This window comes from Stenotrophomonas sp. GD03930 (assembly GCF_029839665.1).
In the GTDB taxonomy this organism is placed as follows: domain Bacteria; phylum Pseudomonadota; class Gammaproteobacteria; order Xanthomonadales; family Xanthomonadaceae; genus Stenotrophomonas; species Stenotrophomonas forensis.
On the sequence record NZ_JAOCAV010000002.1, the window covers coordinates 310,637 to 334,728 of the forward strand.

Consider the following 24,092-nt stretch of genomic DNA (forward strand, 5'->3'; position numbering starts at 1 on the left):
ACGCACAAGCGCAATCGCAACAATGAACGGCGATAATGAGCAGTATTTTTCCAGACGCCGCCCATTCATGAGCCAGACCGCCGAAACCCTTGCCGTGCTTGACGATCGCCTGCGTGGCCTGCTGCGGGACTATGCCCGCCGCGAGCCGGCCCACGACGCACTGGCTGCCGAATTCGGCACATTGTTGGACGATCCGGAAGATCCGTTCCGGCGCGAACGGCTGACCGGCCACTTCACCGCCAGCTGCTGGCTGGTCAGCGCCGATGGCCAGCGTCTGCTGCTGACCCACCACCGCAAGCTGCAGCGCTGGCTGCAGCTGGGCGGCCACGCCGACGGCGACCGCGACCTGGCCCGGGTGGCGCTGAAGGAAGCCGAGGAAGAATCGGGCCTGGGCGGCCTGGTGCTGGAAGACCCGGCCATCTTCGATCTGGACAAGCACTGGATTCCGGAGCGCAAGGACGTGCCGGGGCACTGGCACTACGACGTGCGTTTCGTGATCCGTGCGCTGGGTGGCGAAGCCTTCGTGCTCAGCGAGGAATCACTGGAGCTGGCCTGGCGGCCGGTGACCGAGGTCGCGGCCGACCCACAGTCCGATGAATCCATGCAGCGCATGGCACACAGGTGGCTGGCACGTTGAGAAAAAAGGGGACGGAGGGGATTAAGTCGTTTATGCCACAAACGACTTAATCCCCTCCGTCCCCTTTTTTTCAGTACAGGATGCGCGTGCGCAGCGTGCCCGGGATCGCGGCCAGTTCGTCGCGCACCGCCGCGGCCTGCTCCTCGCTGGCAGTGATGTCGATCACCACGTAGCCCACCTTCGGGTCGGTGCGCAGGAACTGGCCGTCGATGTTGACGTTGTGGCGCGAGAAGATCTCGTTGACCTTGGACAGCACGCCCGGCACGTTCTGGTGGATGTGCAGCAGGCGCAGGCTGTCGGCGTGCTCGGGCAGGGTCACTTCCGGGAAATTGACCGCCGACAGGGTGCTGCCGTTGTCGCTGTAGCGCACCAGTTTGGCGGCCACTTCCACGCCGATGTTGTCCTGCGCTTCCAGCGTGCTGCCACCCACGTGCGGGGTCAGGATCACGTTGTCGTGGCGGGTCAGCGGCGATTCGAAGATATCGCCATTGCCCTTCGGCTCGACCGGGAACACGTCCAGCGCGGCGCCACCGACGTGGCCGCTGGCCAGCGCCGCGTCCAGCGCATCGATGTCGACCACGGTGCCGCGCGCGGCGTTGATCAGGTGCGCGCCCTTGCGCATCTTCGCCAGCTCGGTGCTGCCGATCATCCATTGCGTGGACGGGGTTTCCGGCACGTGCAGGGTGACGATGTCGGCGCGGGCGAGCAGATCGTCCAGGCTGGCCGCGGCCCGGGCATTGCCCAGCGCCAGCTTGGTTTCCACGTCGTGGAAGATCACCTGCATGCCCAGCGATTCGGCCAGTACGCCGACCTGGGTGCCGATGTGGCCGTAGCCGATGATGCCCAGCGTCTTACCGCGTACTTCGTGGCTGCCGCTGGCCGACTTCGACCAGCCGCCGCGATGGCATTCGGCGTTCTTCTGCGGGATGCCACGGGTCAGCATGATCGCCTCGGCGATCACCAGCTCGGCCACGCTGCGGGTGTTGGAATAGGGGGCGTTGAATACCGGGATGCCGGCCAGCTCGGCCGCGTCCAGGTCGACCTGGTTGGTGCCGATGCAGAAGCAGCCCACTGCGATCAGCCGCTTGGCCTCGGCCAGCACCTCGGCGCTGAGCTGGGTACGCGAGCGGATGCCGACGATGTGCGCCTCGGCGATGCGCGCCTTCAGTTCGTCCTCGGGCAGCGCCTTGGTGTGCGCTTCGATCTGGCTGTAGCCGGCGGCGCTGAACACCTCCACGGCGGTCTGGCTGACCCCCTCCAGCAACAGCACGCGGATATCCTGCTTCGGGAACGAGGTCTTCTTCGGCGACATGGGGCAACACGGCCAGTGGGACAGGGGCCAATCACTATGCCAGATCGCGAAGCCCATGGTGCAGTGCGCAATTGGTTGCATCCGTAGCTATCTGTACCGGTGTGGGGCTGGACGCTGGCGCGTGCCACTGGCACGCTTGCCCGTTCTTCACGCACCGCGCTGGACCGTCATGACCGATTCCCGCATTGCCTCGCTGCAGCAGGCCTGTCCCGGCCTGAAACTGAAGACCGATCCGGCCGACCTGGAGCATTACGGGCGCGACTGGACCCGGCGCTGGACGCCGGCGCCGCTGGCGATTGCATTGCCGGCCACGGTTGAGGAAGTGCAGGCGGTGATGCGCTGGAGCGCGGCCGAGGGCGTGCCGGTGGTGCCGTCGGGTGGACGCACCGGTCTGTCCGGTGGCGCGGTGGCGGCCAACGGCGAACTGGTGCTCAGCCTGGAGCGGATGAACAAGGCGCTGGCCTACGACGCGGTCGATCGCACGCTGGTGGTGCAGGCCGGCATGCCGCTGGAGGCGGTGCACAACGCCGCGCTCGACCACGGCCTGATCTACCCGGTTGATTTCGCGGCGCGCGGTTCCTGCTCGATCGGCGGCAACATCGCCACCAATGCCGGCGGCATCCGCGTGATCCGTTACGGCAATACCCGAGAATGGATCGCCGGGCTGAAAGTGGTCACCGCCAGCGGCGAGCTGCTCGAACTCAACAAGGGCCTGATCAAGAACTCCAGCGGCTATGACTTCCGCCAGCTGCTGATCGGCTCGGAAGGTACGCTGGGGGTGATCGTCGAGGCGACGGTGAAGCTGACCGACCCGCCGCCGGCCAGCAATGTGATGCTGCTGGCCGTCCCCAGCTTCGAGGTGCTGATGCAGGTGTTCGCCGCGTTCCGCGCGCGCCTGCAGCTGCAGGCCTTCGAGTTCTTCACCGAGCGGGCGCTGGAGCACGTGCTGGCGCATGGTGCGCAGGCGCCGTTCGACGAGGTGCACCCTTATTACGTGGTCACCGAGTTCGCGGCCAACGACGACGCGCAGGAAGCGGCGGCGATGGCGGCGTTCGAGGACTGCATGGGCAACGGCTGGGTCAGCGATGGCGTGATCAGTGCAAGTGACGCCCAGGCCGCCCAGCTGTGGCGCCTGCGCGAGGGCATCACCGAGTCGCTTGCACGCTACAAACCGTACAAGAACGATGTCTCGGTGCGGATCTCGTCGATGCCGGCGTTCCTGGCCGAGACCCAGGCGCTGATCGGGCAGGCCTATCCGCATTTCGACGTGGTCTGGTTCGGCCACATCGGTGACGGCAACCTGCATATCAATGTGCTCAAGCCGGACGACACCCCTGACGCCGATTTCGTGTCGCAGTGCGAGCACGTGACCAAGCTGCTGGCCCAGGTGCTGGCCCGTTTCGATGGCAGCATTTCCGCCGAGCACGGCATCGGCCTGGTCAAGAAGGGCTACCTGGACAGCACCCGCGGCCCGGCCGAGATCGCGCTGATGAAGGCAGTCAAACGCGCGTTCGATCCCCAAGCGCGGCTGAATCCCGGCAAGCTGTTCGACGTCTGAGCCGGGCAAATCCTTCACGTACCCGTTACGCTCCACGCATTCCCACAACCGGCTTCGAATCGATGACCCGTCCGCTTGTTCTGCTTGCCCTGCTGTCCCTGCCGCTGGCCGGCTTCGCTTCCAGCTTCGCAGGCACCTCGGCCGGCTCGGCCACCGGTGCTTCCTCCGGTTCCTCGGCCAGCAGCTCGGGCGACGACAAGGTGGTACAGGCCGCACGCGATGATGCCGCTGCGTTCGTCGCCAGCGACGGCCAGATCCGCGGCGCACGCCTGCAGGCCGCGCTGGTCCACCTGCGCGAGCAGGATGCCGCTGCCCAGCAGCAGAGCGACCTGCAGCTGGCCCGCGCGCTGCTGGCGCGCTGATCCGGCCTTCGGGTAGTGCCGGCCGCTGGCCGGCAACGCCATGACATCTGCACGCAACGCAGCCACGCATGGCGTGGCTCTACTGCTGATCGCCCACGTCGCGCACGCAGCCGACCGCCTGCAGCTCGACCCGGCAGGGCTGAGCCGTGTGCAGCAGCAGGTGGCTGGCCAGACCCTGGCCGATGTGCAGTCACTGCTGCCGGACGGCCTGCTACGTGCCTTGCCGACCCAGGTACAGGTACGCTGGGGCGCTGACCTGCCCGCCGAGGTGCATGGCCGTGCATTTGCTGGCCGCATCACGCTGCGCCGCGACCTGCTGGACGACCGCGTGCCCGGTGCGCGACGGGCGCGACGCAGCGCACTGGTGCACGAACTGACCCATGTCGCGGATCGTGGTGGTGCTGGCTGGTCGCGCAGTGCGCGTTGGCGCGATCTGGCAGGGTGGCAACGCAAGCCGTGGCATCTCGGTCGCGGCCACAACGACTTCCGTGCTCGCAGCCCGGACGGTTATGAGCTGAAAGATCCGGCTGAGTATCTGGCGGTGAACGCCGAGCATTTCGTGCTCGATGCCGAGTTCACCTGCCGTCGCCCGGCACTGGCGCAGTGGTACCAGGAGCACTTCGGCACGCCGCCGTCGCTGCCGCAGCCGCAGTGCGATAGCCGCGTTCCGTTGCTGCAGGCGGAGCCGGAGGAGGGGGCGGCATCACTGCTGCAGCTGGATCCCTCACGGGTTTACGCGGTGGATTACCTGTTTGCCGAAGGCAGCGCACAACCGATGAGCCGCTGGGGCCACAGCATGCTGCGGCTGGTGATCTGCCGGCCCGGCCGCGCGCCAGGCCCGGACTGTCGGTTGGACCTGGAGTACCACCGCGTGCTGTCGTTCCGCGCCTTTGTCGGCGACGTGCAGATTTCAAACTGGCGCGGCCTGACCGGCGGCTACCCCTCGCGGCTGTTCGTGCTGCCACTGCAGCAGGTGGTGGACGAGTACACCAAGGTTGAACTTCGCGGGCTGCAGTCGTTGCCCCTGCAGCTGGAACGCGACGAGATCGCCAGCCTGCTCGAGCGTACCGCGCAGGTGCACTGGAGCTATGACGGGCGCTATTACTTCGTCAGCAACAACTGCGCGGTGGAGACCGCGAAGCTGCTGCAGGCCGGTGTGCCTAGGCTGGGGAGCGCCGGCCTGGCGCAGCTGAGTCCGCGCGGGCTGAAGCGCCGGCTGGCGCGCCTGCAGGTGCTGGACGAGCACGTGCTGGCCGATCGCGATTCAGCACAGGCGCAGGGCTATTACTTTGCCTCGGCGCGTGACCACTATCAGCAGTTGTTCGATGTGGCTGCCGGCCAGCTGGCGCTGCCCACGCGCGATGTACGCGGCTGGCTGAAGCTGCCCGCACGGCAGCGGGCACCGTGGCTGCTGCAGGGCGACCTGCGCGCCAGCGCGGGCCTGCTGCTGCTGGAGCAGGCTGCGCAACGGCGTGCCGAACTACGCGCGCGCGATGTGCTCAAGCGGCAGCTGCTGGGTGCACCGGACAGTGCCCAGGCCCGCAACCTGCGCGGGCTGCTGGAGCAGAGTGGGCAATGGCTGCGTCCGGGTACGTTGCTGCATGGCGATGGCTATGGATTGCCGTTGGCCGACGAACAGGCGCTCCTGATGCAGGCCGTGGCCACTGCCAGTGCGCAGGCGGTGCCGGCGTGGCAGGCGCTGCGCCTGCAGCTGCGCCAGCAGTTGCCGGTGAACCAGCGCGAGGAAATGGATGCGATCGATGCCAATCTGGCCGCGCTTGGTGCTCACCTGCGCACGCAGGCCGCCAGCTCGCCTACTGGCGCGGCAGTTCGATGACGAAGCGGCTGCCGCCGGCGCTGCCCGGGATGCAGTAGACGCGGCCACCGTGCGCGTCGGCGATGGCTTTGACCACCGCCAGGCCGAGCCCGCTGCCGCCGCCCTGGCGCGAACGCGAACCGTCGGCGCGCATGAACGGAGTGAAGATATCGGCGTGCAGGGCGGGGTCGATGCCCGGTCCCTCGTCTTCGATGGCCACCTGTACATGCCCCGGCGTGTCATGCACGGCAATCCGTACCTTGCCCGGGCTGGCGTAGCGCCGCGCGTTCTCCAGCAGCGCCAGCAGCGCCTGGCGCAGCCGGGTCGGATCGCAGTGCGCGTTGTGTTCCTCACGGCTGGTTTCCAGTTCCAGCACGAAACCGGCGGTGCGGAACTGCGGGTCGACCAGGGTCATCACCGAATGCACCTCGGCCACCACGTCGGTGCGCGCGCGGCGCACGTCCAGCCTTGCATTGTCGGACAGGCTCAGCACGCGCAGGTCCTCGATCAGGCGCGACAGGCCTTCGACCTGGGCAAGCAGGCTGCGGAACTGTGATTCGTCAGGCTGGAACACGCCCTCGGCCAGCCCCTGCAGGCGGCCACGCAGGATCGTCACCGGCGTGCGCAGCTCGTGGGCGATGGCGGCGTGCCACATGGCCCGCTCGCTCTCCATGTGCTGCAGGCGCCGCGCCATCGCATTGAAGTCTTCGACCAGGGTGGCTACTTCGCCCGGCGAGTTTTCTTCGACACTGGCGCGTGCACCGAGATCGCCGCTGGCCAGCGCGCGGACGCTGTCGACCAGCGAATTCAACGGCGACAGGATACGGTGCGCAAGCCGGAACGAGGCGGCGATGGCCAGGGCCAGTCCGGTCAGGATCACCCCGACCATCCACGCCAGCTCCGGCCCGGTAGGCAGCCAGCTTTCCGGCTCCTCGGCACTGCCGGGGAAGAACTCGACCAGCACCGCATACAACAGCCACGACGACAGGATCATCATCACGATCACGCCGATCACCATCAGCGACATCGAGACGATGATGTGGCGGCTCAGACCGGAGCGGCGCAGGGTGCCCATCAGCGGTCGGCCATCAACCGGTAACCGACGCCGCGTACACTGGCCGGTACATTGAGCATGCCCACCTCATCCAGCTTGCGTCGCAGCTTGCTGACATGGCTGTCGACGGTTCGCTCCAGCGCCTCGCTCTCCGGCAGGCACTCGTGCATCAGTTCGCTGCGGCTGAAGATGCGCGTGGGGGCCAGTGCCATGCAATGCAGCAGCTTGAACTCGGTGAGGGTGAGCAGGACTTCATGGCTGTAGCCGTCGCCCTCCACGTGCACGGCATGGGTTGCCGAGTCGATCAGCAGCGGGCCCACGCGCAGCGCGCTGGGTGCATCCACGCGCGAGGCGCGCAGCGTACGCCGCAGCACGGCGCGCACGCGCGCCGCCACCTCGGCCGGGTTGAACGGCTTGACCACGTAGTCGTCGGCGCCCATGCGCAGTGCGGTCAGCTTGTCCAGGTCCTGGTCCAGCGCGGTCAGCATGATCACCGGCGTTTCGCCACGTTGGCGCAGCTGGGTCAGCACGCTCCAGCCATCCAGGCGAGGCAGTTGAACGTCCAGCAGGACCAGGTCGGGGCGGGCGCTGCGGTGCAGGTCGAGCGCGTCGTGGCCATCGGCGGCACGCAGGGTGCGCAGTCCTTCGCGTTCCAGATAGGCGGTGAGAATATCGGCGATCTCGGCCTCATCCTCGACAATCAGGACGAGGGCGGCCAGGGCAGGGGAGGCATGCATGCGGGGGCGGGGCCTTAAGGTGCTTGCCTCCATCGTATCTCCACAGTTCCTCCATCGAAACCCCATCATCGCCCCGCACACTGCGTTCTTCAGAACCTTTCAGCCGCCCGCGCGGCATTGTGCACAGCAATGAGAACCTTCAGGACTCCGGCCGCGTTGATCGCGGCCATCGCTCTGGCCATGACGGCCTGCTCCTCCCCCGAAGCCACCCCCGAAGCCGCACCGCGCGTCAGCGTGGTCACCGTCGGCCCGCAGGTGGTGCAGCGTGACGACGAACTGCCCGGTCGCGTGGCCGCCGTGCGCACCGCGCAGATCCGCGCGCAGGTGGGCGGCATCGTGCAGCGCCGCCTGTTCGAGCAGGGCGCCGAAGTAAGTGCTGGCCAGGCCCTGTTCCAGATTGATCCGGCGGCATTCCGTGCCGACGTCGATTCGGCGCTGGCTGCGCTGCAGCGCAGTGAAGCAGCGCTGGGCCGCAGCCGCGTGCAGTCGCAGCGCCTGCATGCGCTGGCTGCCGCGCAGGCGGTCAGCCAGCAGCATCGCGATGATGCCAGTGCCGAGTACGAACAGGCACGCGCGGCAGTGAACGAAGCACGCGCGATCCTGGCCCGCCGCCAGCTCGACCTGCGCTACGCCACGGTCAGTGCGCCGATTGCCGGCCGCATCGACCAGGCACTGGTGAGCGAAGGCGCGCTGGTCGGGGTCGCCGATGCCGAGCCGATGGCGGTGGTGCAGCAGATCGACCAGGTCTACGTCGACGTGCGCCAGCCGGCCGCGCAGCTGGAGTCGCTGCAGCGCAGCGCCGCCGGCGGTGGCGAACTACCGGTGACGATCATCGGCGCGGCCGGCAAGCCGCTGACCGAGCGCGGCCAGCTGCTGTTCTCCGGCATCAACGTCGATGCGCGCACCGGTGATGTGATCCTGCGCATCCTGGTCGACAATCCGCAGCGCCAGTTGCTGCCCGGCATGTACGTGCGTGCCAAGGTGCCGCGTGGCGCCCCGGCCAGTGCATTGACCGTGCCGCAGCAGGCGGTGCTGCGCAGCGCGGGTGGCCAGGCCTATGCCTGGGTGATCGCGGGCGATGGCAAGGCGGTGATCCGCACGCTGGAAGTCGACGGCAGCGTTGATCGCCAGTGGCTGGTCCGGCACGGGCTGAAGGCCGGCGAGCGGGTGGTGGTCGAGGGCCAGGAGCGCCTGCAGGAAGGCGTGGTGGTCGATGCGCGCGACTGGCAGCGGCCGGTCGCCAGCGCCGGTGCGATGCAGGCCGGCAGCAAGGGCTGAGCCCTTCCCGGGCCAGTCTCTCCAGGGAAATCCAACATGGCACGTTTCTTCATTGATCGCCCGGTGTTCGCCTGGGTGCTGGCGATCTTCATCATCCTGGCGGGCGTACTGGCGATTCCGCGCCTGGCCGTGGAGCGCTATCCGGCCGTTGCGCCGCCCAGCGTCAGCATCTATGCCAGCTACCCGGGGGCCAGCCCGCAGACGCTGAACGATGCCGTGGTCGGCCTGATCGAGCGCGAGCTGTCCAGCGTCAAGCACCTGCTGTACTTCGAATCGTCGGTGGATACCTCCGGCGAAGCCTCGATCACCGCCACCTTCAAGCCGGGGACCAACCCGGAGCTGGCGCAGGTGGATGTGCAGAACCGGATCAAGGCGATCGAACCCCGCCTGCCGCGCAGCGTGCGCCAGAACGGCCTGTTCGTGGAAGCGGCCGATTCCGGCTTCCTGATGCTGGTCGGCCTGCGCTCGCCGGATGCCAGTGTCAGCGAGGCGGCGCTGGGTGACTTCATGGCGCGCAACATCATCGAAGAGCTGCGCCGCATCGATGGCGTCGGCCGCGTGCAGCTGTTCGGTGCCGAGCAGGCCATGCGGGTATGGCTGGACCCGACCCGGTTGACCGGCTATGGCTTGACCATGGGCGATGTGGCCGCGGCCATCGAGCAGCAGAACCTGGAGATCTCGCCAGGCCGCATCGGCGATTCGCCGGGCGTCCCCGGCCAGCGCATTACCGTGCCGCTGAGTGCCGATGGCCAGTTGTCCACGCCGGAACAGTTCGCCGCCATCGTGCTGCGGGCGGCCGCCGACGGTTCGCGGGTCGTGCTGGGTGACGTCGCACGCGTGGAGCTGGGCGCGCAGAGTTACGCCTGGGGCACGCGGGAAGACGGCCATCCGGCGACGGCGGCCGGCGTGCAGCTGCGCCCGGGCGCGAACGCGGTGCGAACCGCCGGCGCAGTGCGCGAGCGCATGGCCGAGCTGGCACCGCTGCTGCCGCGTGGCGTGGAGTCGAGCATTCCGTTCGACACCGCGCCGTTCGTCAAGATCTCGATCCAGAAGGTGGTGCAGACGCTGCTCGAAGCGATGCTGCTGGTGTTTGCGGTGATGTACCTGTTCCTGCAGAACTGGCGCTATACGCTGATTCCGGCGCTGGTCGCCCCGATCGCGCTGCTGGGCACCTTCGCGGTGATGCTGGCGCTGGGCTTCTCGATCAACGTGCTGACCATGTTCGGCATGGTACTGGCGATCGGCATCATCGTCGACGATGCGATCGTGGTGGTCGAGGGCGTGGAGCGGATCATGGCAGAGGAGGGCCTGCCACCGCGCGAGGCCACCATCAAGGCGATGCGCGAGCTGACCGGCGCGGTGATCGGCATCACCCTGGTACTGACCGCGGTGTTCATTCCGATGGCGTTGGCCAGCGGCTCGGTGGGCGCGATCTACCGCCAGTTCACCGTGGCGATGGCGGTGTCGATCCTGTTCTCGGCGCTGCTGGCGCTGAGCCTGACCCCGGCGCTGTGCGCGACCTTGTTGCGCCCGAACAGCCATGGTCATCACGGTCGTGGCGGGCTGTTCGGCGCCTTCAATCGCGGCTTCGAGAGGATGACCGGGCGCTACCAGCGTGGCGTGGCCTCGGTGCTGCAGCGGAGTGGGCGGGTGATGGGCGTGTTCGCCGCGCTGGTGGCCGCGTTGCTGCTGGGCCTGCACTGGCTGCCGGGTGCGTTCCTGCCGGAAGAGGACCAGGGCTATTTCATGACCTCGATCCAGCTGCCCGCCGAAGCCACGGCCGAGCGCACCCTGGCCGTGGTGGAAGCCTACGAACGGCACGTGGCGTCGCGCCCGGGCATCGGCTCCAACCAGTCGATCCTCGGCTACAGCTTCTCCGGCTCCGGCCCAAGCGCGGCGCTGACCTACACCATGCTGAAGGACTGGGGCGAGCGCGCCGGTGCCACCGCAGCCGGTGAGGTGGCGGCGGCGCAGAAGGCGATGGCGGCCGTCGCCGAGGGCGAGGTGATGAGCGTGATGCCACCGGCAATCGACAGCCTGGGGCGTTCATCCGGCTTCTCGCTCGCCCTGCAGGCGCGGACCGGGCAGAGCCAGGCCGAGTTGCGTGCAGCCCTGCAGCAGCTGCTGAAACTGGCCGAGGCCAGCCCGCTGCTGTCGGAGGTGCATGCCGATGGCCTGCCGGCCGGCACCAGCGTGCGGCTGGACATCGACCGCGCCAAGGCCGAGGCGATGGGCGTGGGCTTCGAGCACATCAGCAGCACGCTGTCGGCAGCGATGGGCTCGCAGTACGTCAACGATTTCCCCAACAAGGGCCGGTTGCAGCAGGTGATCCTGCAGGCCGATGCGCCGCACCGGATGGAACTGGAGGACGTGCTGAAGCTTTACGTGCGCAACAGCGAAGGCGGCATGGTGGCGCTGTCCGAACTGGTCACGCCGCACTGGACCGAAGCGCCGCTGCAGCTGCAGCGCTATCTCGGTTTCCCGGCGCTGAATCTGTCCGGCGCACCGGCATCGGGCGTCTCGACCGGTCAGGCCATGGCGGAAATGGAGCGGTTGGCCAGGCAGCTGCCCTCCGGCTTCGCCCTGCAGTGGACCAGCCAATCGCTGCAGGAGCGCGAATCGGGGGCACAGGCGCCGTGGCTGCTGCTGTTGTCGATGCTGGTGGTGTTCCTGGTACTGGCGGCGCTGTACGAGAGCTGGTCGATTCCACTGGCGGTGATGCTGGTGGTGCCGCTGGGCCTGCTCGGTGCGGTCGCCGCGGTGTTGTTGCGCGGCATGCCCAATGATGTGTTCTTCAAGGTGGGCATGATCACGGTGATCGGGCTGTCGGCGAAGAACGCGATCCTCATCGTCGAGTTCGCGCGGCAACTGCAGCAGCAGGGGCGCGGACTGGCCGAAGCGGCGCTGGAGGCGGCGCGGCTGCGCCTGCGGCCGATCGTGATGACCTCGCTGGCGTTCGCGCTGGGCGTGGTGCCGCTGATGCTGGCGCAGGGTGCGTCGAAGGAAACCCAGCAGGCGATCGGAACCGGCGTGTTCGGCGGCATGGTCAGTGCGACCGTGCTGGCGGTGTTCTTCGTGCCGGTCTTCTATGTAGTGGTGCAGGGCGCGCGGCAATGGATCGCGCAACGCCTGCGCAGGCGCCGGCCGATGCCGGAAGGATCCGTGGATGGAACGGAACATCGTTGAAGACCTGCATGAACTGCAGTTGATCGCACTGGAGCAGCGCCTGTGCCAGGCACTGCTGGCCGACGACCACGATGCGCTGGGCACGCTGGTATCGCCAGCGCTGTTCATGATGGATGGCCAGGGCGGGCGCATGCTCGACCTGCCCTGGCTGGGCGAGTGGCTCGCAGGCCACCTGCAGGTGCGCAGCCTGCAGGTGGACACGGTGGAGACGCTGCTGTGCGGGCGGTTGGCGCTGTTGTCCAGCGACGTGCGCCTGGCGGTGTGCCGGCAGGACCGCGAGCGCGAACTGAAACTGCGCCTGCTGCGGGTGTGGACCTGCAGTTCCGGGGACAGCGGCGCTCAACTGCTGTCGATGGCGGTGCTGGCCGCGTGAGCGTGGTCAGGCCGCTTTCAGGCCCCGCTCACCGCCAGGTGATAGGGTCGAACCTCTCAGTAGTGTCGACAAGGAGTCGAGCCATGCGTGTAGTTCCCAGTCTGTTGGCAGCCTCCCTGGCATTGGTGCTGGCCGCGTGCCAGCCGGCACAGCCGCCCGCCGCGGGCGGCAATGATGCCGCGCCGCCGGCCGCGCCCGAACCGGCTGCCAGCACCGGCGCCGGCAGCGAGACCCTGTACCAATGCGGCGATCTGAACGTGCGCGCGACCTTCAATGGCGAGGATGCGGCCACGGTGGTGATTGGCGATCGCACCTTTGCGATGACCTCCGAGCGCGCGGCGTCGGGTGCGAAGTATGGTGATGGCCAGGGCAACAGCTTCTGGACCAAGGGCAGCGATGACGGCCTGTTGAGCCTGAAGGGCAAGCCGGACCGCGAATGCCACGCGGTGGAGGCCACCGAGGGCGATGGCAGCGCGGGCAACGCGGCGTTCCGTGCCACCGGCAACGAACCGGGCTGGCTGGCGGTCGTGGATGGCGACAGGCCCGGCCTGCAGGTGGAAGTGGATTATGGTGAGCGCCGCTTCGACGTGGCCAAGCCCACCGAAGGCGCCGATGGCTGGAGCGGAAAGGCGGCCGATGGTACCGACGTCAAGCTCAGCTTCCAGCGCACCACCTGCCAGGACGACATGAGTGGCGAATCATTCGACGCCAAGGTGAATCTGACCATTGGCACGCGCCAGTACCACGGTTGCGGTAATTTCGGTGCCCAGCAGCCGTAAGTGATCCGAGCAGCCGGGACAGTGCCCGGCTGCATGGAAGATGCTGCCTGTGGCGGCGTGCGCCGCAGGCAGCTCGAGGCGCTTAGTCGGCGCGTCCGGCGAATTCACCGGTGGCGGTGTTCACCAGCACGCGTTCGCCGTTGACGATGTACTCCGGCACCATGATCTCGATACCGGTGTTGAGCTTGGCCGGCTTCGGGCGCTTGGTGGCGGTGCCACCCTTCAGTTCCGGCGGGGTCTCGATCACTTCCAGCACCACCGAGGCCGGCAGCTGGATCGCCACGGGCTGCTCGTCAATGACCTGCACGTAGATGCCGGTCAGGCCGTCGGTGATGTAGCCGGCGTCGTCGCCGATCACGTCCGCGTCCAGCGTGTACGGGGTGTAGTCCTCGTCATCGAGGAACACGAAGGCGTCGCCGTCCTTGTACGAATAGGTGGACTGGCGGCGCAGCAGTTCGACCTCGACCAGGTTGTCGTCGGCATCGAAGCTGGCGTCGAGCTTGTTGCCGCCCGGCACGCTGTACATGATGAAGCGGAAGCGGACGTTGCCGCCGCGACCCTGCGGCGAGCTGCGCTCGATGTCGCGGATCTGGTACACGCCGTTGTTGTACTCGACGACGTTGCCCTTCTTGATGTCGTTGGCTTTCATGATGATGTTGGTCGTTGGGGGAGGGCGCCGTCCCGGCGCCCGGGGGAATCACTTCGGAGCGAGGCGGGTAGCGCCGTCCAGGCGGATGGTCTCGCCATTGAGGTAGGTGTTGCCGAGGATGAAGCCAACCAGGCTGGCGAAGTCTTCCGGCTTGCCCAGGCGCGACGGGAACGGGATCGAGGCGGCCAGCGACTGCTGCACGGATTCGGGCATGCCGTCGACCATCGGCGTCCAGAACACGCCCGGTGCAATCGTGTTGACGCGGATGCCGAAGCGCGACAGTTCGCGTGCCATCGGCAGCGTCATCGAGACCACGCCGCCCTTGCTGGCGGCATACGCGGCCTGGCCGATCTGGCCTTCATAGGCGGCGATGCTGGCGGTGTTGATGATCACGCCGCGCTCGCCGTCGGTGCCGGCCTCGTTGTGCTGCATGCGGTTGGCCGCGGCCTTGGCCACGTTGAAGCTGCCGACCAGGTTGACCATCACCGTGCCCTGGAAGCCGGCCAGCGGCATCGGGCCCTCTTTGCCCAGCACGCGACCGGCGCCGAGGATGCCGGCGCAGTTCATCGCCACGTTCAGGCCACCGAGGAAATCGTGGGCCTGGTCGATGGCTGATGAGACGGCCGCCTCATCGCTGACGTTGACGTTGAAATAGCGGGCCTTGTCGGCACCCAGTTCGGCAACGGCGGCTGCGCCCTTGTCGTCGTTGAGGTCGAACAGGGCCACCTTGCCGCCCTGGGCGATGAGGTGCTGGGCCACGGCCAGGCCGAGGCCGGAGACGCCGCCAGTGATCACGGCACGTACGGAAGACAGCTGCATTGAACGGTCCTGCAGGTTCGAGAACCGCCGATTCTAACGGAAGCCACGACCGTCGCTGTTGTGCACTGCGCCGCCTTTGCGCGGCGGCGCGGTGCGGCGGTCAGCCGGCGGCGGCGAGGGCCTGTCCGGTGCGGCTGGCGGTGGCGCGGCCAAGCAGGCCGGCCAGCCAGCGGCCGGTCTCGGCCAGTGCCGGCAGGTCCACGCCGCTGTCCAGGCCCAGGCCCTGCAGCAGGTAGACCACGTCTTCGCTGGCGACATTGCCGCTGGCGCCCTTGGCATACGGGCAACCACCGGCGCCGGACACGGCGCTGTCGACCACGCGCACGCCTTCTTCCAGGCAGGTGGCGATGTTGGCGATGGCCTGGCCGTAGGTGTCGTGGAAGTGCACGGCCAGCGCCGCCATCGGAATCTCGGCGGCGACCGCCTGCAGCATCGCCCGCGCCTTGCGCGGGGTACCGACGCCGATGGTGTCGCCCAGCGAGATTTCGTAGCAGCCCATCTGGTGCAGGGCACGGGCCACGCGCACCACGTCGGCCAGCGGTACTTCGCCCTGGTAGGGGCAGCCGAGCACGGTGGACACATAGCCGCGCACACGCACGCCATCGGCGGCGGCCCGGCGCAGGATCGGCTCGAAACGGGCCAGCGACTCGTCGATGCCGGCATTGGTGTTGGTGCGGTTGAACGCTTCGGAGGCGGCGGTGAACACCGCCACTTCCTCCACGCCGACCGCGCGGGCACGGTCGTAACCCTGTTCGTTCGGCACCAGCACCGGATAGCTGACGCCGGGCCTGCGCTGGATGCCGGCATAGACCTCGGCGGCATCGGCCAGCTGCGGGATCCACTTCGGGCTGACGAAGCTGGTCGCCTCGATGCTGCGCAGGCCGGTGGCCGACAGGCGGTTGATCAGTTCGATCTTGTCGGCGGTGGACACCGACTGCTTTTCATTCTGCAGGCCGTCACGCGGACCGACTTCGACGATGCGGACGTAGTCGCTCATGCCTCTACCTCGGAGCCGGGGCGGTGGCAGACCGCTTCGATGTTGTTGCCGTCCGGGTCGAGCACGAAGGCGCCGTAGTAATCCGGGTGGTACCACGGGCGCAGGCCGGGGGCGCCATTGTCGCGGCCGCCGGCGGCGAGGGCGGCGGCATGGAAGGCATCTACCTGCGCGCGGCTGGCACAGGCGAAGGCCACGTGCACGCCGTGGCTGGCGGTGCCGCCATTGCCGAGCCAGAAGAACGGCTTGCCGTCGCTACCGAAACCGATGTGGTCGTGGGCGCCGCTCTGTTCGGCGGTCACTTCCATCACCACGCCGATCTGCAGCGGCGCCAGCGCGTGCAGGAAAAAGGCCTTGCTGCGCGCCAGGTCGGCGCTGGTCAAACCAAGATGATCGAGCATGTTCAGGCTTCCGTGACCCAGTGGGGGGCGCGCTTGTCGAGGAACGCGCCCAGGCCTTCCTGGCCCTCGGCGGAGACCCGCAGGCGCGCGATCAGCGCGGCATTATCCCGATCCAGCGCGTCGCGGTCATGGCTGTCGCGGACCTGCCGGACCAGCTGCTTGGCGGTGGACGAGGCGATCGGGCCGGCCTTGTCGAGCAGGGCCAGCTGGCGTTCCAGTGCCTCGTCCAGGCGCTCGGGCTCGACCAGCTGGTGGACCAGGCCGATGCGCAGGGCGGTATCGGCGTCGAAGTGCTCGCCGGTGGCGAACCAGCGCCGGGCCTGGCGCGGGCCGATGGCCTCGATCACGTAGGGCGAAATCACCGCCGGCAGCAGGCCGAGGCGGCTTTCGGTCAGGCCGAAGCGGGCCGAGGTGCTGGCGATGGCGATGTCGCAGCAGGCGACCAGGCCGACGCCGCCACCGAAGGCGGCGCCGTGGACCCGGGCCAGGGTTGGCTTGGGCAGCTCGTCCAGGGTACGCATCAGTCGCGCCAGCGCCAGCGAATCCTCGCGGTTGTCGGCCTCGCTGGCGGCGGCCATGCCACGCATCCACTGCATGTCGGCGCCGGCCGAGAAGGAGGCGCCGTGGCCGGCCACCACCACCGCGCGGACCGCATCATCGCGGCCGGCGGCTTCCAGCGCGGCAGTCAGCCGCGCGATCAGGCTGGCGTCAAAGGCGTTGTGCAGCTCCGGCCGGTTCAGCCAGAGGGTGAGGACGGCGCCACGGCGCTCGATCTGCAAAGCATCGTTCATGGGATTCCAGGGTCACTCCATACCTGTATGGATCATAGCGGGCCATTGGTCATGGGCCATGACGCGACGCGGGAATGTTAGAATCGAGAACCATTTACATCCAGCAGAGATTACGCTAGATGACGCTGTCCGAACTGCCGCTGCACACCTCGGCCGTGGTCGAGTCCGTGCAGGACCTGCATGCCAACGATGCGATCGCCCGTCGCCTGCGCGAACTGGGCTTCGTCAAGGGCGAGGAAGTGCGCCTGGTGGCCAAGGGCCCGGTGGGCGGGGAGCCGCTGCTGGTGCAGGTCGGGTTCACCCGGTTCGCGCTGCGCATCAGCGAAGCCAAGCGCGTCGTGGTCGACGCCGCCAGCCAGGAACGACGTGCATGACCGCTACTGCCTCCACCGCCCCCCTGCGCGTTGCGCTGGTCGGCAACCCGAACAGTGGCAAGACCGCCCTGTTCAACCAGCTGACCGGCAGCCGGCAGAAGGTCGCCAACTACACAGGCGTCACCGTCGAGCGCAAGGAAGGCCGCCTGCGTGCGCCGTCCGGCCGTGAATTCGCGGTGCTCGACCTGCCGGGCGCGTACAGCCTGCAGCCGGCCAGCCTGGACGAGGCGATCACCCGCGACCTGTGCCGTGGCTTCTACCCGGGCGAAGCCGCGCCGGACGTGCTGCTGTGCGTGATCGATGCCACCAACCTGCGCCTGCACCTGCGCTTCGCGCTGGAGCTGCGCGAGCTGGGCAAGCCGATGGTGGTGGCGCTGAACATGGTCGATGCCGCCCAGCGCCGCGGCATCCAGGTGGACGTGGCTGCGCTGGAGCGCGAGCTGGGCGTGCCGGTGGTGGAAACGGTGGCGGTGCGCAAGCAGGGTGCCAAGGCGCTGGTCGAGCGCCTGGATGCGATGGTGCCGCACCTGGATGCACCGGTGCCGGGCCCGGAAGGCGGCATCGACTACCACGCCAAGGTGCGCCAGATCCTGTCGGTGGCCGTGCGCATGCCGGCACGTACCGCCAAGATCGATGACGCGCTGGACCGCTGGCTGCTGCACCCGGTGTTCGGCCTGGTCAGCCTGGCGGTGGTGATGTTCCTGATCTTCCAGGCGGTCTACGCCTGGGCAACGCCGCTGATGGATGCCATCGAGGCCGGCTTCGCCTGGCTCGGCGCCTTCGTCGGCAGCGTGCTGCCGGAAGGGCCGCTGGCCAGCCTGCTGACCGACGGCATCATCGCCGGCGTCGGCGGCGTGGTGGTGTTCCTGCCGCAGATCCTGATCCTGTTCTTCTTCATCCTGGTGCTGGAAGAGTCCGGCTACCTGCCGCGTGCGGCCTTCCTGCTCGACCGCATGATGGCGGCAGCCGGCCTGTCCGGCCGCTCGTTCATCCCGCTGCTGTCCAGCTTCGCCTGTGCGGTGCCGGGCATCATGTCCACCCGCAGCATCCAGGACCCGCGCGACCGCCTGGCCACGATCCTGGTCGCGCCGCTGATGACCTGCTCGGCGCGCCTGCCGGTGTATGCGCTGCTGATTGGTGCGTTCATCCCGCAGAAGACCGTGTGGGGCGTGTTCAACCAGCAGGGCCTGGTGCTGTTCGGCCTGTATGCGGCCGGCATCCTCAGTGCGCTGGCGATGTCGTGGATCATGAAGAAGTGGCGCCGCGACAAGAGCGAGCATCCGCTGATGCTGGAACTGCCGTCGTACCGCCTGCCGCATGTGCGCGACCTGGCGGTGGGCCTGTACGAGCGCGGCATGATCTTCCTCAAGCGCGTCGGCGGCATCATCCTGGCGCTGACCATCCTGCTGTGGGTGCTGCTGTCGTTCCCGGCGGCGCCGGTGGGCGCCACGATGCCGGCCATCGACTACAGCTACGCCGGCCAGATCGGCCACGCGATGGCGGTGTTCTTCGCGCCGCTGGGCTTCAACTGGCAGATCTGCATCGCGCTGATCCCGGGCCTGGCCGCGCGCGAAGTGGCCGTGTCCTCGCTGGCCACTGTGTACGCGCTGTCGGCGGCCGATGACGATGCCGCCAGCCAGGCGCTGACCCCGCTGATCAGCGACGGCTGGTCGCTGGCCACCGCATTGTCGCTGCTGGTCTGGTACATCTACGCCCCGATGTGCATCTCGACGCTGGCCACCATCAAGCGCGAAACCAATTCGTGGAAGACGATGGCCTTTTCGGCGTTCTACCTGTTCGCCGCGGCCTACGTGGCGGCGCTGATCACCTACCAGGTGACCCGGGCGCTGGGAGGCGGCTGATGGACAGCGGATTGCTGCTGCAATACCTGATCATCGCGGTGGCCGTGCTGGTCAGCGCCTGGGTGGTGTTGAAGAAGCAGTTCCCGGGCACCGTGCGCAGGGTGCGCGGCGCACTGGCGCTGGCCCTGCTGAAGCCGGGCCGCGCTGCCTGGCTGCAGGCGCTGGGCCGGAAAATCGCGCCGCCGACTACGGGCGGCGGTGGCGCATGTGGCGGTTGCGACAGCTGCGGGCCGACCAAGAAGTAGCGCCGGGCTTGCTCGGCTGCGGCCGCCCGATAGGTGTGAACTTCGCGCAGTGGGTGCGACCTTCACCCGGTGGGTGCGAACCTTGGTTCGCACGCCTCCCGGGTTCAGACCTCCCTGCGGATGAGCGCGCGGAAGTTTCCGTCCCGATTCAACCGCCGCACCGACTCGCGGTTTCCGTGGGCTTCCGCGAAGCCCGCCACATCGGCAAGGGCACCGAGCAGCAGGCCTTTCAGCGCATCACGATTGCCTGCCTCAAGCAGATCATCCAGATCCTGCTGGATGAAGGCCCGGCGCAGGCCGGGCGTCTCTTCGATCCGCCAGTCGACATGCGGCGTGGGAATGCTGGAGCGGTACCTGAACGCAGTTTCCAGGTCGCAAGGCGCAAGCGGATACTCAAGCAGCTCTGGAAAGTAGAGCCCGGCATTCACATAGAAGCCCCGGTGTTCGCTGGCGCGTTGGTGATTCACGACAAGCAGGGCGCCCTCCAGCAGCCGGTAGCGGGTGGTGGTGGTCCCGGCAAAGCCTGTCTTCCTTGCGCATCTGCTGAAGACCGTCGCGGATTTCATGGGGCCCGCCTGGGCTGGAGGAAGGGCCCACAGCCTTGTCGCGCCGTGCGCGGGGGTCAATTGGCAAACGCGACACGCGCAACGAGCGCCCCAGGTGGGTGCGAACCTTGGTTCGCGCGCCTTGCCCATGGCGTGGGCCTACCTGGCGCGGGACCCCAGCTCCGCTGCCAGCGCCAGCCAGCTGCTGCGTTGCGCCGGCGTGCTGCTGCGCACCGCACCGAGGCGGCTGATCTTCACTGGGCGGAAGCCGCAGAACGCCAGGATGGTGGTGCGGATCTGCACAATGCCCGGGTCGCGGTAGATCCAGCGGTAATACCAGGGCGGTGTGTCCAGGGTGGTGATTACCCGTGCGCTGCGGCCGGCCAGCAGCCGGTCCCACCACACCGAATCGCGCCGGTAGCGGAAGGCGTACCCCGGCAGCAGCACGCGGTCGAAGAGGCCCTTCAGCAGGGCCGGCATCGCGCCCCACCAGGTGGGATAGACCAGCACCAGGTGATCGCAGGCTTCGATCGCATCGGCGACGTCCTGCAGATCGGCTTCCAGGGGCTGGATCTGGCGGTAGCCGTGGCGCAGCACCGGGTCGAATTCGAGCTCGCCCAATGCGATCAGGCGCACCCGGTGGCCGGCGTTTTCGGCAGCGGTGGCGTAGCGCTGGGCGAGGGCGCCGCACAGGCTGTCGCGGTCGGGGTGGCCCAGCAGGACAAGGATGGAGCGGGACACGGCAACCTCGGGCAATGGAAAGTGCGCGAGGTTGGGCTATGCCCCTGGGGCAGAGTCAAACGCCGGGTCAGGCGCCGACAGGGCAGCCGCTGGGTTGCAGGACGCAGTCGCCACTGCCGGAGTGCAGCCACTGCCGTAGTTCGTCGCTGACCTGCTGCAGGTCAAGCTCGACCTGCTCCAGCCGTGCGCGCTCACACGCAATGCGGCTGCGCTGCTGCTCCAGCAGGGCCAGCACGGCCGGCCAGTCGAGCCGCCCATCGCCACCCTGCAGCCGGGAGACCGCCGCCAGGGTGATGCCCAGTGCCAGCGCCTGGCGGATCAGCTGCACCCAGGCCACGTCCTGCTCGCTGTAGTCGCGGTAGCGGTTCACGCGCGGCACCGGTGGCAGCAGGCCGCGCGCCTCGTACAGGCGGATGGCCTTGGCGCTGGCGCCGGTCAGGCGACTGACCTCGGAGATGCGCATCGGCTCAGTCCCGCACCAGCCCGCCATCGACCACCAGGTTCTGGCCGGTCACCGCGCGTGACCAGGGGCTGGCGAAGAACAGCGCCGCATCGGCGAACTCGGCCGGGGTGGTGACGCTGCGCAGCGGGGTGTTGGCGGCGATGTAGTCGAACACCGCCTCGGGCGTGGCAGCGCTGGCATCGGTGGTGCGCAGCAGGCCGCCGGACAGCATGTTGACGGTGATGCCATGCGGGCCGAGGTCGCCGGCCAGGGTGCGGGTCAGTGACAGCAGCGCGGCCTTGGCCGCGGTGTAGTCGTGGTAGGGCACGACCGGGTTCTGGAACAGGTTGGTGCCGATGTTGATGACGCGGCCGAAACGGCGCGCCTGCATGCCGGGCAGGGCGGCCTGCACGGTGTTGAGCGCGCCACGCACGCTGCCCTCGAACTGGGCCTGGAAGGCCGGCCAGCCGATATCGGCAGCGCTGTCGCGCGCATCGCCATTGAACGAGAAGCTCGCCAGCGCGTTGTTGACCACGGTGGTGACGCCCTGGCCGAAGTGCGCCAGCGCCTGCTGCAGCATGGCGTCGACCTGGGCGCGATCGGTGACGTCGGCCGGCAGCGCGATCGCCTGTCCGCCCAGTTCGGCAGCCAGGGCCCGTGCGGTGGCCTCGCTGCGGTGGTAGTTCACGATGACGCGCGCACCCTGCGCGGCGAAGGCGCGGGCAATGTGCGTGCCAAGGCCGCGGCCGGCGCCGGTGACCAGCACCAGTTGTTCGCTGATCTGCATGGTGGAACTGCCATCCATTGCGTGAAAGGGCATGCAGCGTAGCAGCGATGGCGCTTGCCGGAGCGGGTGCGCTGCCGCTAGCCTGCGGGCATGAACCAGACTCCCCTGCGATTGCTCATTCACGGCGCCTCCGGGCGCATGGGCCAGGCCCTGCTGCGGCTGGCCGCCGAACACCCCGAAACCCTGCAGATCGTGGCGGCGGTGACCGGCCGCGCGCCGGCCCAGCGCGTGGTCGACGGCGTGCCGTTCTTCGCCGCCAGCGAGCTGCCCGGCGCGCCGGTGTTCGATGTGGCAATCGACTTCAGCCTGCCGGAGGGTTTCGACCCGATGCTGGCGCTGTGCGTGGAGCGGGGCGCGGGCCTGGTGTCGGGCACCACCGGCATCTCCAGTACGCAGCGCCAGGCGCTGGAGGCCGCGGCAGCGAAGATCCCGCTGGTCTGGGCTTCGAACTTCAGCCTGGGCGTGGCGGTGCTGGACGAGCTGGTCGAGCGCGCCGCACAGGCGCTGGCCGGCTGGGACTGTGACATCGTCGAATCGCACCACACCCAGAAGAAGGACGCGCCGTCGGGCACCGCGCTGACCCTGGGGGCGGCCGCGCAGCGGGGTGGGGCGCAGCCGCACTACGCCAGCCTGCGTGCCGGCGATATCGTCGGCGAGCATCTGGTGCAGTTCGCCGGCCCCGGTGAGCGCATCGAGCTGGTGCACCGGGCCAGCAACCGCGACATTTTTGCCCGCGGCGCGCTGTTCGCCGCCCGCCAGCTGCATGGCCGGGCGGCCGGCAACTACCGGGTGCGGGACCTGCTGCAATAGAGCGGGTAGAGCCGGCCGCTGGCCGGCTGCCTCGGGTGGCTGAGGCCATTGGGATTGCCGGCCAGCGGCCGGCACTACCTGGCGGCGGCCCCGCATACGCCGCCGGATTGAAATGAATGCGCAATCGCCTGTTCATGAACAGCGATAACCGCTGGCGCGAGCGCCCCGGCAGCGCTACAATTCGCACTCGCCGAATCACGAAAGCCGGACCGGTCCCAGACCGTACGTCCGCGCTTTTTTGCAACCGGATTTCCGTGAAGCGCAGGCGTGACTTCGGCAGCCCCCTCGGTAGCCAAAGTGAGATTTCCGTGACCCAAGCCGCAATCCTCGTCCTCGAAGACGGCACCGTATTCGAGGGCGAATCCGTAGGCGCGCCCGGCCTGTCCGTCGGTGAGGTGGTGTTCAACACCGCCATGACCGGTTACCAGGAAGTGTTGACCGACCCGTCCTACGCCCGGCAGATGGTCACGCTGACCTATCCGCATATCGGCAACACCGGCATGACCGACCAGGACAATGAAGCGTCCAAGGTGTGGTCGGCCGGCCTGATCGTGCGCGACGTGCCGCGCCGCCCCAGCAACTGGCGCAGCCAGGTGTCGCTGCAGGACTGGCTGATCCAGCGTGGCGTGGTCGCCATCGCCGGCATCGACACCCGCAAGCTGACCCGCATCCTGCGCGAGAAGGGCGCGCAGAACGGTGCGCTGATGGCCGGCGACATCGACGTGGAAAAGGCACTGGAAGCCGCCCGCAAGTTCCCGGGCCTGAAGGGCATGGATCTGGCCAAGGTCGTCACTACCGAGAAGACCTACACCTGGACCGAGGGCCAGCTGGACCTGGATGCCAATGCCTTTGTCAGCGTGCCGGCCAAGTTCAAGGTCGTGGCCTACGATTTCGGCGTGAAGACCAACATCCTGCGCATGCTGGCCGAGCGCGGCTGCGAAGTGACCGTGGTGCCGGCGCAGACCCCGGCCGCCGAAGTGCTGGCGCTGAAGCCGGACGGCGTGTTCCTGTCCAATGGCCCGGGTGACCCGGAACCGTGCGACTACGCCATCGAAGCCATCAAGGCCTTCATCGACGTGAAGATCCCGACCTTCGGCATCTGCCTGGGCCACCAGCTGCTGGGCCTGGCCTCGGGCGCCAAGACCATGAAGATGGGCCACGGCCACCACGGTGCCAACCACCCGGTACAGGACCTGGACAACGGCCGGGTGATGATCACCTCGCAGAACCACGGCTTCGCGGTTGATGAATCGACCCTGCCGGCGACCCTGCGCGTGACCCACCGTTCGCTGTTCGACGGCACCAACCAGGGCATCGCCCGCACCGACGTGCCGGCGTTCTCGTTCCAGGGCCACCCGGAAGCGTCGCCCGGCCCGACCGATGTCGGCCCGCTGTTCGACCGTTTCGTGGCCCTGATGGAACAGAGCAAGGCGTGATCAGTACGTCGCCGGCTTGCCGGTGGCGTCGCGATGGACCGTAAGCCCCCGCATCGCTGCTGCCGCTGGCGCGGCGCTGCGGATCAAGATTCCTGATCGACAGC

At 68.2% G+C, this 24,092-nt stretch carries 25 protein-coding genes; 13 read left to right on the forward strand and 12 right to left on the reverse strand.

The window, feature by feature from the left end:
* The first annotated feature begins 22 nt into the window (after nucleotides 1-22).
* Nucleotides 23-637, forward strand: coding sequence for an NUDIX hydrolase (locus tag N5C18_RS12115; protein ID WP_164241726.1), 615 nt, complete (start codon nucleotides 23-25; stop codon nucleotides 635-637).
* Nucleotides 638-707: 70 nt separating this feature from the next.
* On the opposite strand, the gene serA is transcribed toward N5C18_RS12115, so the two are convergent.
* Nucleotides 708-1,949 (reverse strand): phosphoglycerate dehydrogenase, encoded by a 1,242-nt coding sequence (gene serA / locus N5C18_RS12120; RefSeq protein ID WP_014037034.1) that lies wholly within the window; start codon nucleotides 1,947-1,949, stop codon nucleotides 708-710.
* Between the two features lie 169 nt (nucleotides 1,950-2,118).
* Here serA and N5C18_RS12125 point away from each other — a divergent pair, with 169 nt between their 5' ends.
* The 3 genes from N5C18_RS12125 to N5C18_RS12135 all read left to right on the forward strand — a co-directional run bounded on the left by N5C18_RS12125 (nucleotide 2,119) and on the right by N5C18_RS12135 (nucleotide 5,706).
* Nucleotides 2,119-3,507 (forward strand): FAD-binding oxidoreductase, encoded by a 1,389-nt coding sequence (locus N5C18_RS12125; protein WP_279944696.1) that lies wholly within the window; start codon nucleotides 2,119-2,121, stop codon nucleotides 3,505-3,507.
* A 62-nt stretch (nucleotides 3,508-3,569) separates the two neighbouring features.
* The gene (locus tag N5C18_RS12130) at nucleotides 3,570-3,869 is read left to right on the forward strand and encodes a DUF2388 domain-containing protein (protein ID WP_006439835.1); all 300 of its coding nucleotides are present in this window, start codon (nucleotides 3,570-3,572) and stop codon (nucleotides 3,867-3,869) included.
* Nucleotides 3,870-3,909: 40 nt separating this feature from the next.
* Nucleotides 3,910-5,706, forward strand: coding sequence for a DUF4105 domain-containing protein (locus N5C18_RS12135; protein ID WP_279944697.1), 1,797 nt, complete (start codon nucleotides 3,910-3,912; stop codon nucleotides 5,704-5,706).
* Here the strand turns inward: N5C18_RS12135 and N5C18_RS12140 are convergent.
* Both N5C18_RS12140 and N5C18_RS12145 read right to left on the reverse strand, forming a co-directional pair.
* Nucleotides 5,684-6,760 carry an ATP-binding protein gene (locus N5C18_RS12140; protein ID WP_053511599.1) on the reverse strand — a complete coding sequence of 359 codons (1,077 nt, stop codon included), beginning with the start codon at nucleotides 6,758-6,760 and terminating at the stop codon, nucleotides 5,684-5,686. The two genes, N5C18_RS12135 and N5C18_RS12140, sit on opposite strands and share 23 nt — an antisense overlap.
* On the reverse strand, nucleotides 6,760-7,476 hold the full coding sequence (locus tag N5C18_RS12145) for a response regulator (RefSeq protein WP_195842664.1): 717 nt from the start codon (nucleotides 7,474-7,476) through the stop codon (nucleotides 6,760-6,762). The genes N5C18_RS12140 and N5C18_RS12145 overlap by 1 nt, the downstream gene beginning before the upstream one ends.
* A 129-nt stretch (nucleotides 7,477-7,605) precedes the next feature.
* Here N5C18_RS12145 and N5C18_RS12150 point away from each other — a divergent pair, with 129 nt between their 5' ends.
* The 4 genes from N5C18_RS12150 (at nucleotide 7,606) to N5C18_RS12165 (ending at nucleotide 13,092) form a co-directional block, all read left to right on the forward strand.
* The gene (locus N5C18_RS12150; RefSeq protein ID WP_279944698.1) at nucleotides 7,606-8,754 is read left to right on the forward strand and encodes an efflux RND transporter periplasmic adaptor subunit; all 1,149 of its coding nucleotides are present in this window, start codon (nucleotides 7,606-7,608) and stop codon (nucleotides 8,752-8,754) included.
* Between the two features lie 36 nt (nucleotides 8,755-8,790).
* Nucleotides 8,791-11,940 carry a multidrug efflux RND transporter permease subunit gene (locus N5C18_RS12155; RefSeq protein ID WP_279944699.1) on the forward strand — a complete coding sequence of 1,050 codons (3,150 nt, stop codon included), beginning with the start codon at nucleotides 8,791-8,793 and terminating at the stop codon, nucleotides 11,938-11,940.
* Nucleotides 11,921-12,313, forward strand: coding sequence for a nuclear transport factor 2 family protein (locus tag N5C18_RS12160; protein ID WP_279944700.1), 393 nt, complete (start codon nucleotides 11,921-11,923; stop codon nucleotides 12,311-12,313). The genes N5C18_RS12155 and N5C18_RS12160 overlap by 20 nt, the downstream gene beginning before the upstream one ends.
* 83 nt (nucleotides 12,314-12,396) lie before the next feature.
* Nucleotides 12,397-13,092, forward strand: coding sequence for an MliC family protein (locus N5C18_RS12165; protein ID WP_053511603.1), 696 nt, complete (start codon nucleotides 12,397-12,399; stop codon nucleotides 13,090-13,092).
* A gap of 82 nt (nucleotides 13,093-13,174) precedes the next feature.
* Here N5C18_RS12165 and yeiP read toward each other — a convergent pair whose 3' ends face one another.
* From yeiP to N5C18_RS12190, 5 genes are all read right to left on the reverse strand, one after another.
* Nucleotides 13,175-13,741 (reverse strand): elongation factor P-like protein YeiP, encoded by a 567-nt coding sequence (yeiP, locus tag N5C18_RS12170; RefSeq protein WP_005409468.1) that lies wholly within the window; start codon nucleotides 13,739-13,741, stop codon nucleotides 13,175-13,177.
* Nucleotides 13,742-13,789: 48 nt separating this feature from the next.
* Nucleotides 13,790-14,560: an SDR family NAD(P)-dependent oxidoreductase gene (locus tag N5C18_RS12175; protein WP_279944701.1), complete on the reverse strand. Its 771-nt coding sequence runs from the start codon at nucleotides 14,558-14,560 to the stop codon at nucleotides 13,790-13,792.
* Between the two features lie 100 nt (nucleotides 14,561-14,660).
* Nucleotides 14,661-15,557, reverse strand: coding sequence for a hydroxymethylglutaryl-CoA lyase (locus tag N5C18_RS12180; RefSeq protein ID WP_053510347.1), 897 nt, complete (start codon nucleotides 15,555-15,557; stop codon nucleotides 14,661-14,663).
* Nucleotides 15,554-15,955: a VOC family protein gene (locus tag N5C18_RS12185; RefSeq protein WP_008265306.1), complete on the reverse strand. Its 402-nt coding sequence runs from the start codon at nucleotides 15,953-15,955 to the stop codon at nucleotides 15,554-15,556. The genes N5C18_RS12180 and N5C18_RS12185 overlap by 4 nt, the downstream gene beginning before the upstream one ends.
* 2 nt (nucleotides 15,956-15,957) lie before the next feature.
* Entirely contained in the window at nucleotides 15,958-16,746 is a 789-nt protein-coding gene (locus tag N5C18_RS12190) for an enoyl-CoA hydratase/isomerase family protein (protein WP_049457462.1), read from the reverse strand.
* 119 nt (nucleotides 16,747-16,865) lie between these two features.
* Between N5C18_RS12190 and N5C18_RS12195 the strand changes: the two genes are divergently transcribed.
* From N5C18_RS12195 to N5C18_RS12205, 3 genes are read left to right on the forward strand one after another with little or no spacing between them, the layout of a single operon-like run.
* Nucleotides 16,866-17,120 (forward strand): FeoA family protein, encoded by a 255-nt coding sequence (locus N5C18_RS12195; RefSeq protein ID WP_005409473.1) that lies wholly within the window; start codon nucleotides 16,866-16,868, stop codon nucleotides 17,118-17,120.
* A complete protein-coding gene (locus tag N5C18_RS12200) occupies nucleotides 17,117-18,982 on the forward strand; it encodes a ferrous iron transporter B (protein WP_008265453.1) in 1,866 nt (621 codons plus the stop codon). The genes N5C18_RS12195 and N5C18_RS12200 overlap by 4 nt, the downstream gene beginning before the upstream one ends.
* A complete protein-coding gene (locus N5C18_RS12205) occupies nucleotides 18,982-19,227 on the forward strand; it encodes a DUF6587 family protein (protein WP_164087009.1) in 246 nt (81 codons plus the stop codon). Before N5C18_RS12200 ends, N5C18_RS12205 begins: the two co-directional genes overlap by 1 nt.
* A 104-nt stretch (nucleotides 19,228-19,331) precedes the next feature.
* On the opposite strand, the gene N5C18_RS12210 is transcribed toward N5C18_RS12205, so the two are convergent.
* From N5C18_RS12210 to N5C18_RS12225, 4 genes are all read right to left on the reverse strand, one after another.
* A complete protein-coding gene (locus tag N5C18_RS12210) occupies nucleotides 19,332-19,793 on the reverse strand; it encodes a DUF4304 domain-containing protein (RefSeq protein ID WP_164241714.1) in 462 nt (153 codons plus the stop codon).
* A gap of 138 nt (nucleotides 19,794-19,931) precedes the next feature.
* Nucleotides 19,932-20,513 (reverse strand): NAD(P)H-dependent oxidoreductase, encoded by a 582-nt coding sequence (locus N5C18_RS12215; RefSeq protein WP_164241713.1) that lies wholly within the window; start codon nucleotides 20,511-20,513, stop codon nucleotides 19,932-19,934.
* Between the two features lie 67 nt (nucleotides 20,514-20,580).
* Complete coding sequence (locus N5C18_RS12220; RefSeq protein WP_053449633.1) at nucleotides 20,581-20,976, reverse strand: MerR family transcriptional regulator; 396 nt, start codon at nucleotides 20,974-20,976, stop codon at nucleotides 20,581-20,583.
* Between the two features lie 4 nt (nucleotides 20,977-20,980).
* Entirely contained in the window at nucleotides 20,981-21,760 is a 780-nt protein-coding gene (locus N5C18_RS12225; RefSeq protein ID WP_180878202.1) for a 3-oxoacyl-ACP reductase, read from the reverse strand.
* Between the two features lie 72 nt (nucleotides 21,761-21,832).
* Between N5C18_RS12225 and dapB the strand changes: the two genes are divergently transcribed.
* Both dapB and carA read left to right on the forward strand, forming a co-directional pair.
* Nucleotides 21,833-22,552 carry a 4-hydroxy-tetrahydrodipicolinate reductase gene (gene dapB / locus N5C18_RS12230; RefSeq protein WP_164241712.1) on the forward strand — a complete coding sequence of 240 codons (720 nt, stop codon included), beginning with the start codon at nucleotides 21,833-21,835 and terminating at the stop codon, nucleotides 22,550-22,552.
* Between the two features lie 308 nt (nucleotides 22,553-22,860).
* Nucleotides 22,861-23,988, forward strand: a complete 1,128-nt coding sequence (gene carA / locus N5C18_RS12235) for a glutamine-hydrolyzing carbamoyl-phosphate synthase small subunit (RefSeq protein ID WP_164087005.1) — start codon at nucleotides 22,861-22,863, stop codon at nucleotides 23,986-23,988.
* The last annotated feature ends 104 nt before the right edge of the window (nucleotides 23,989-24,092 follow it).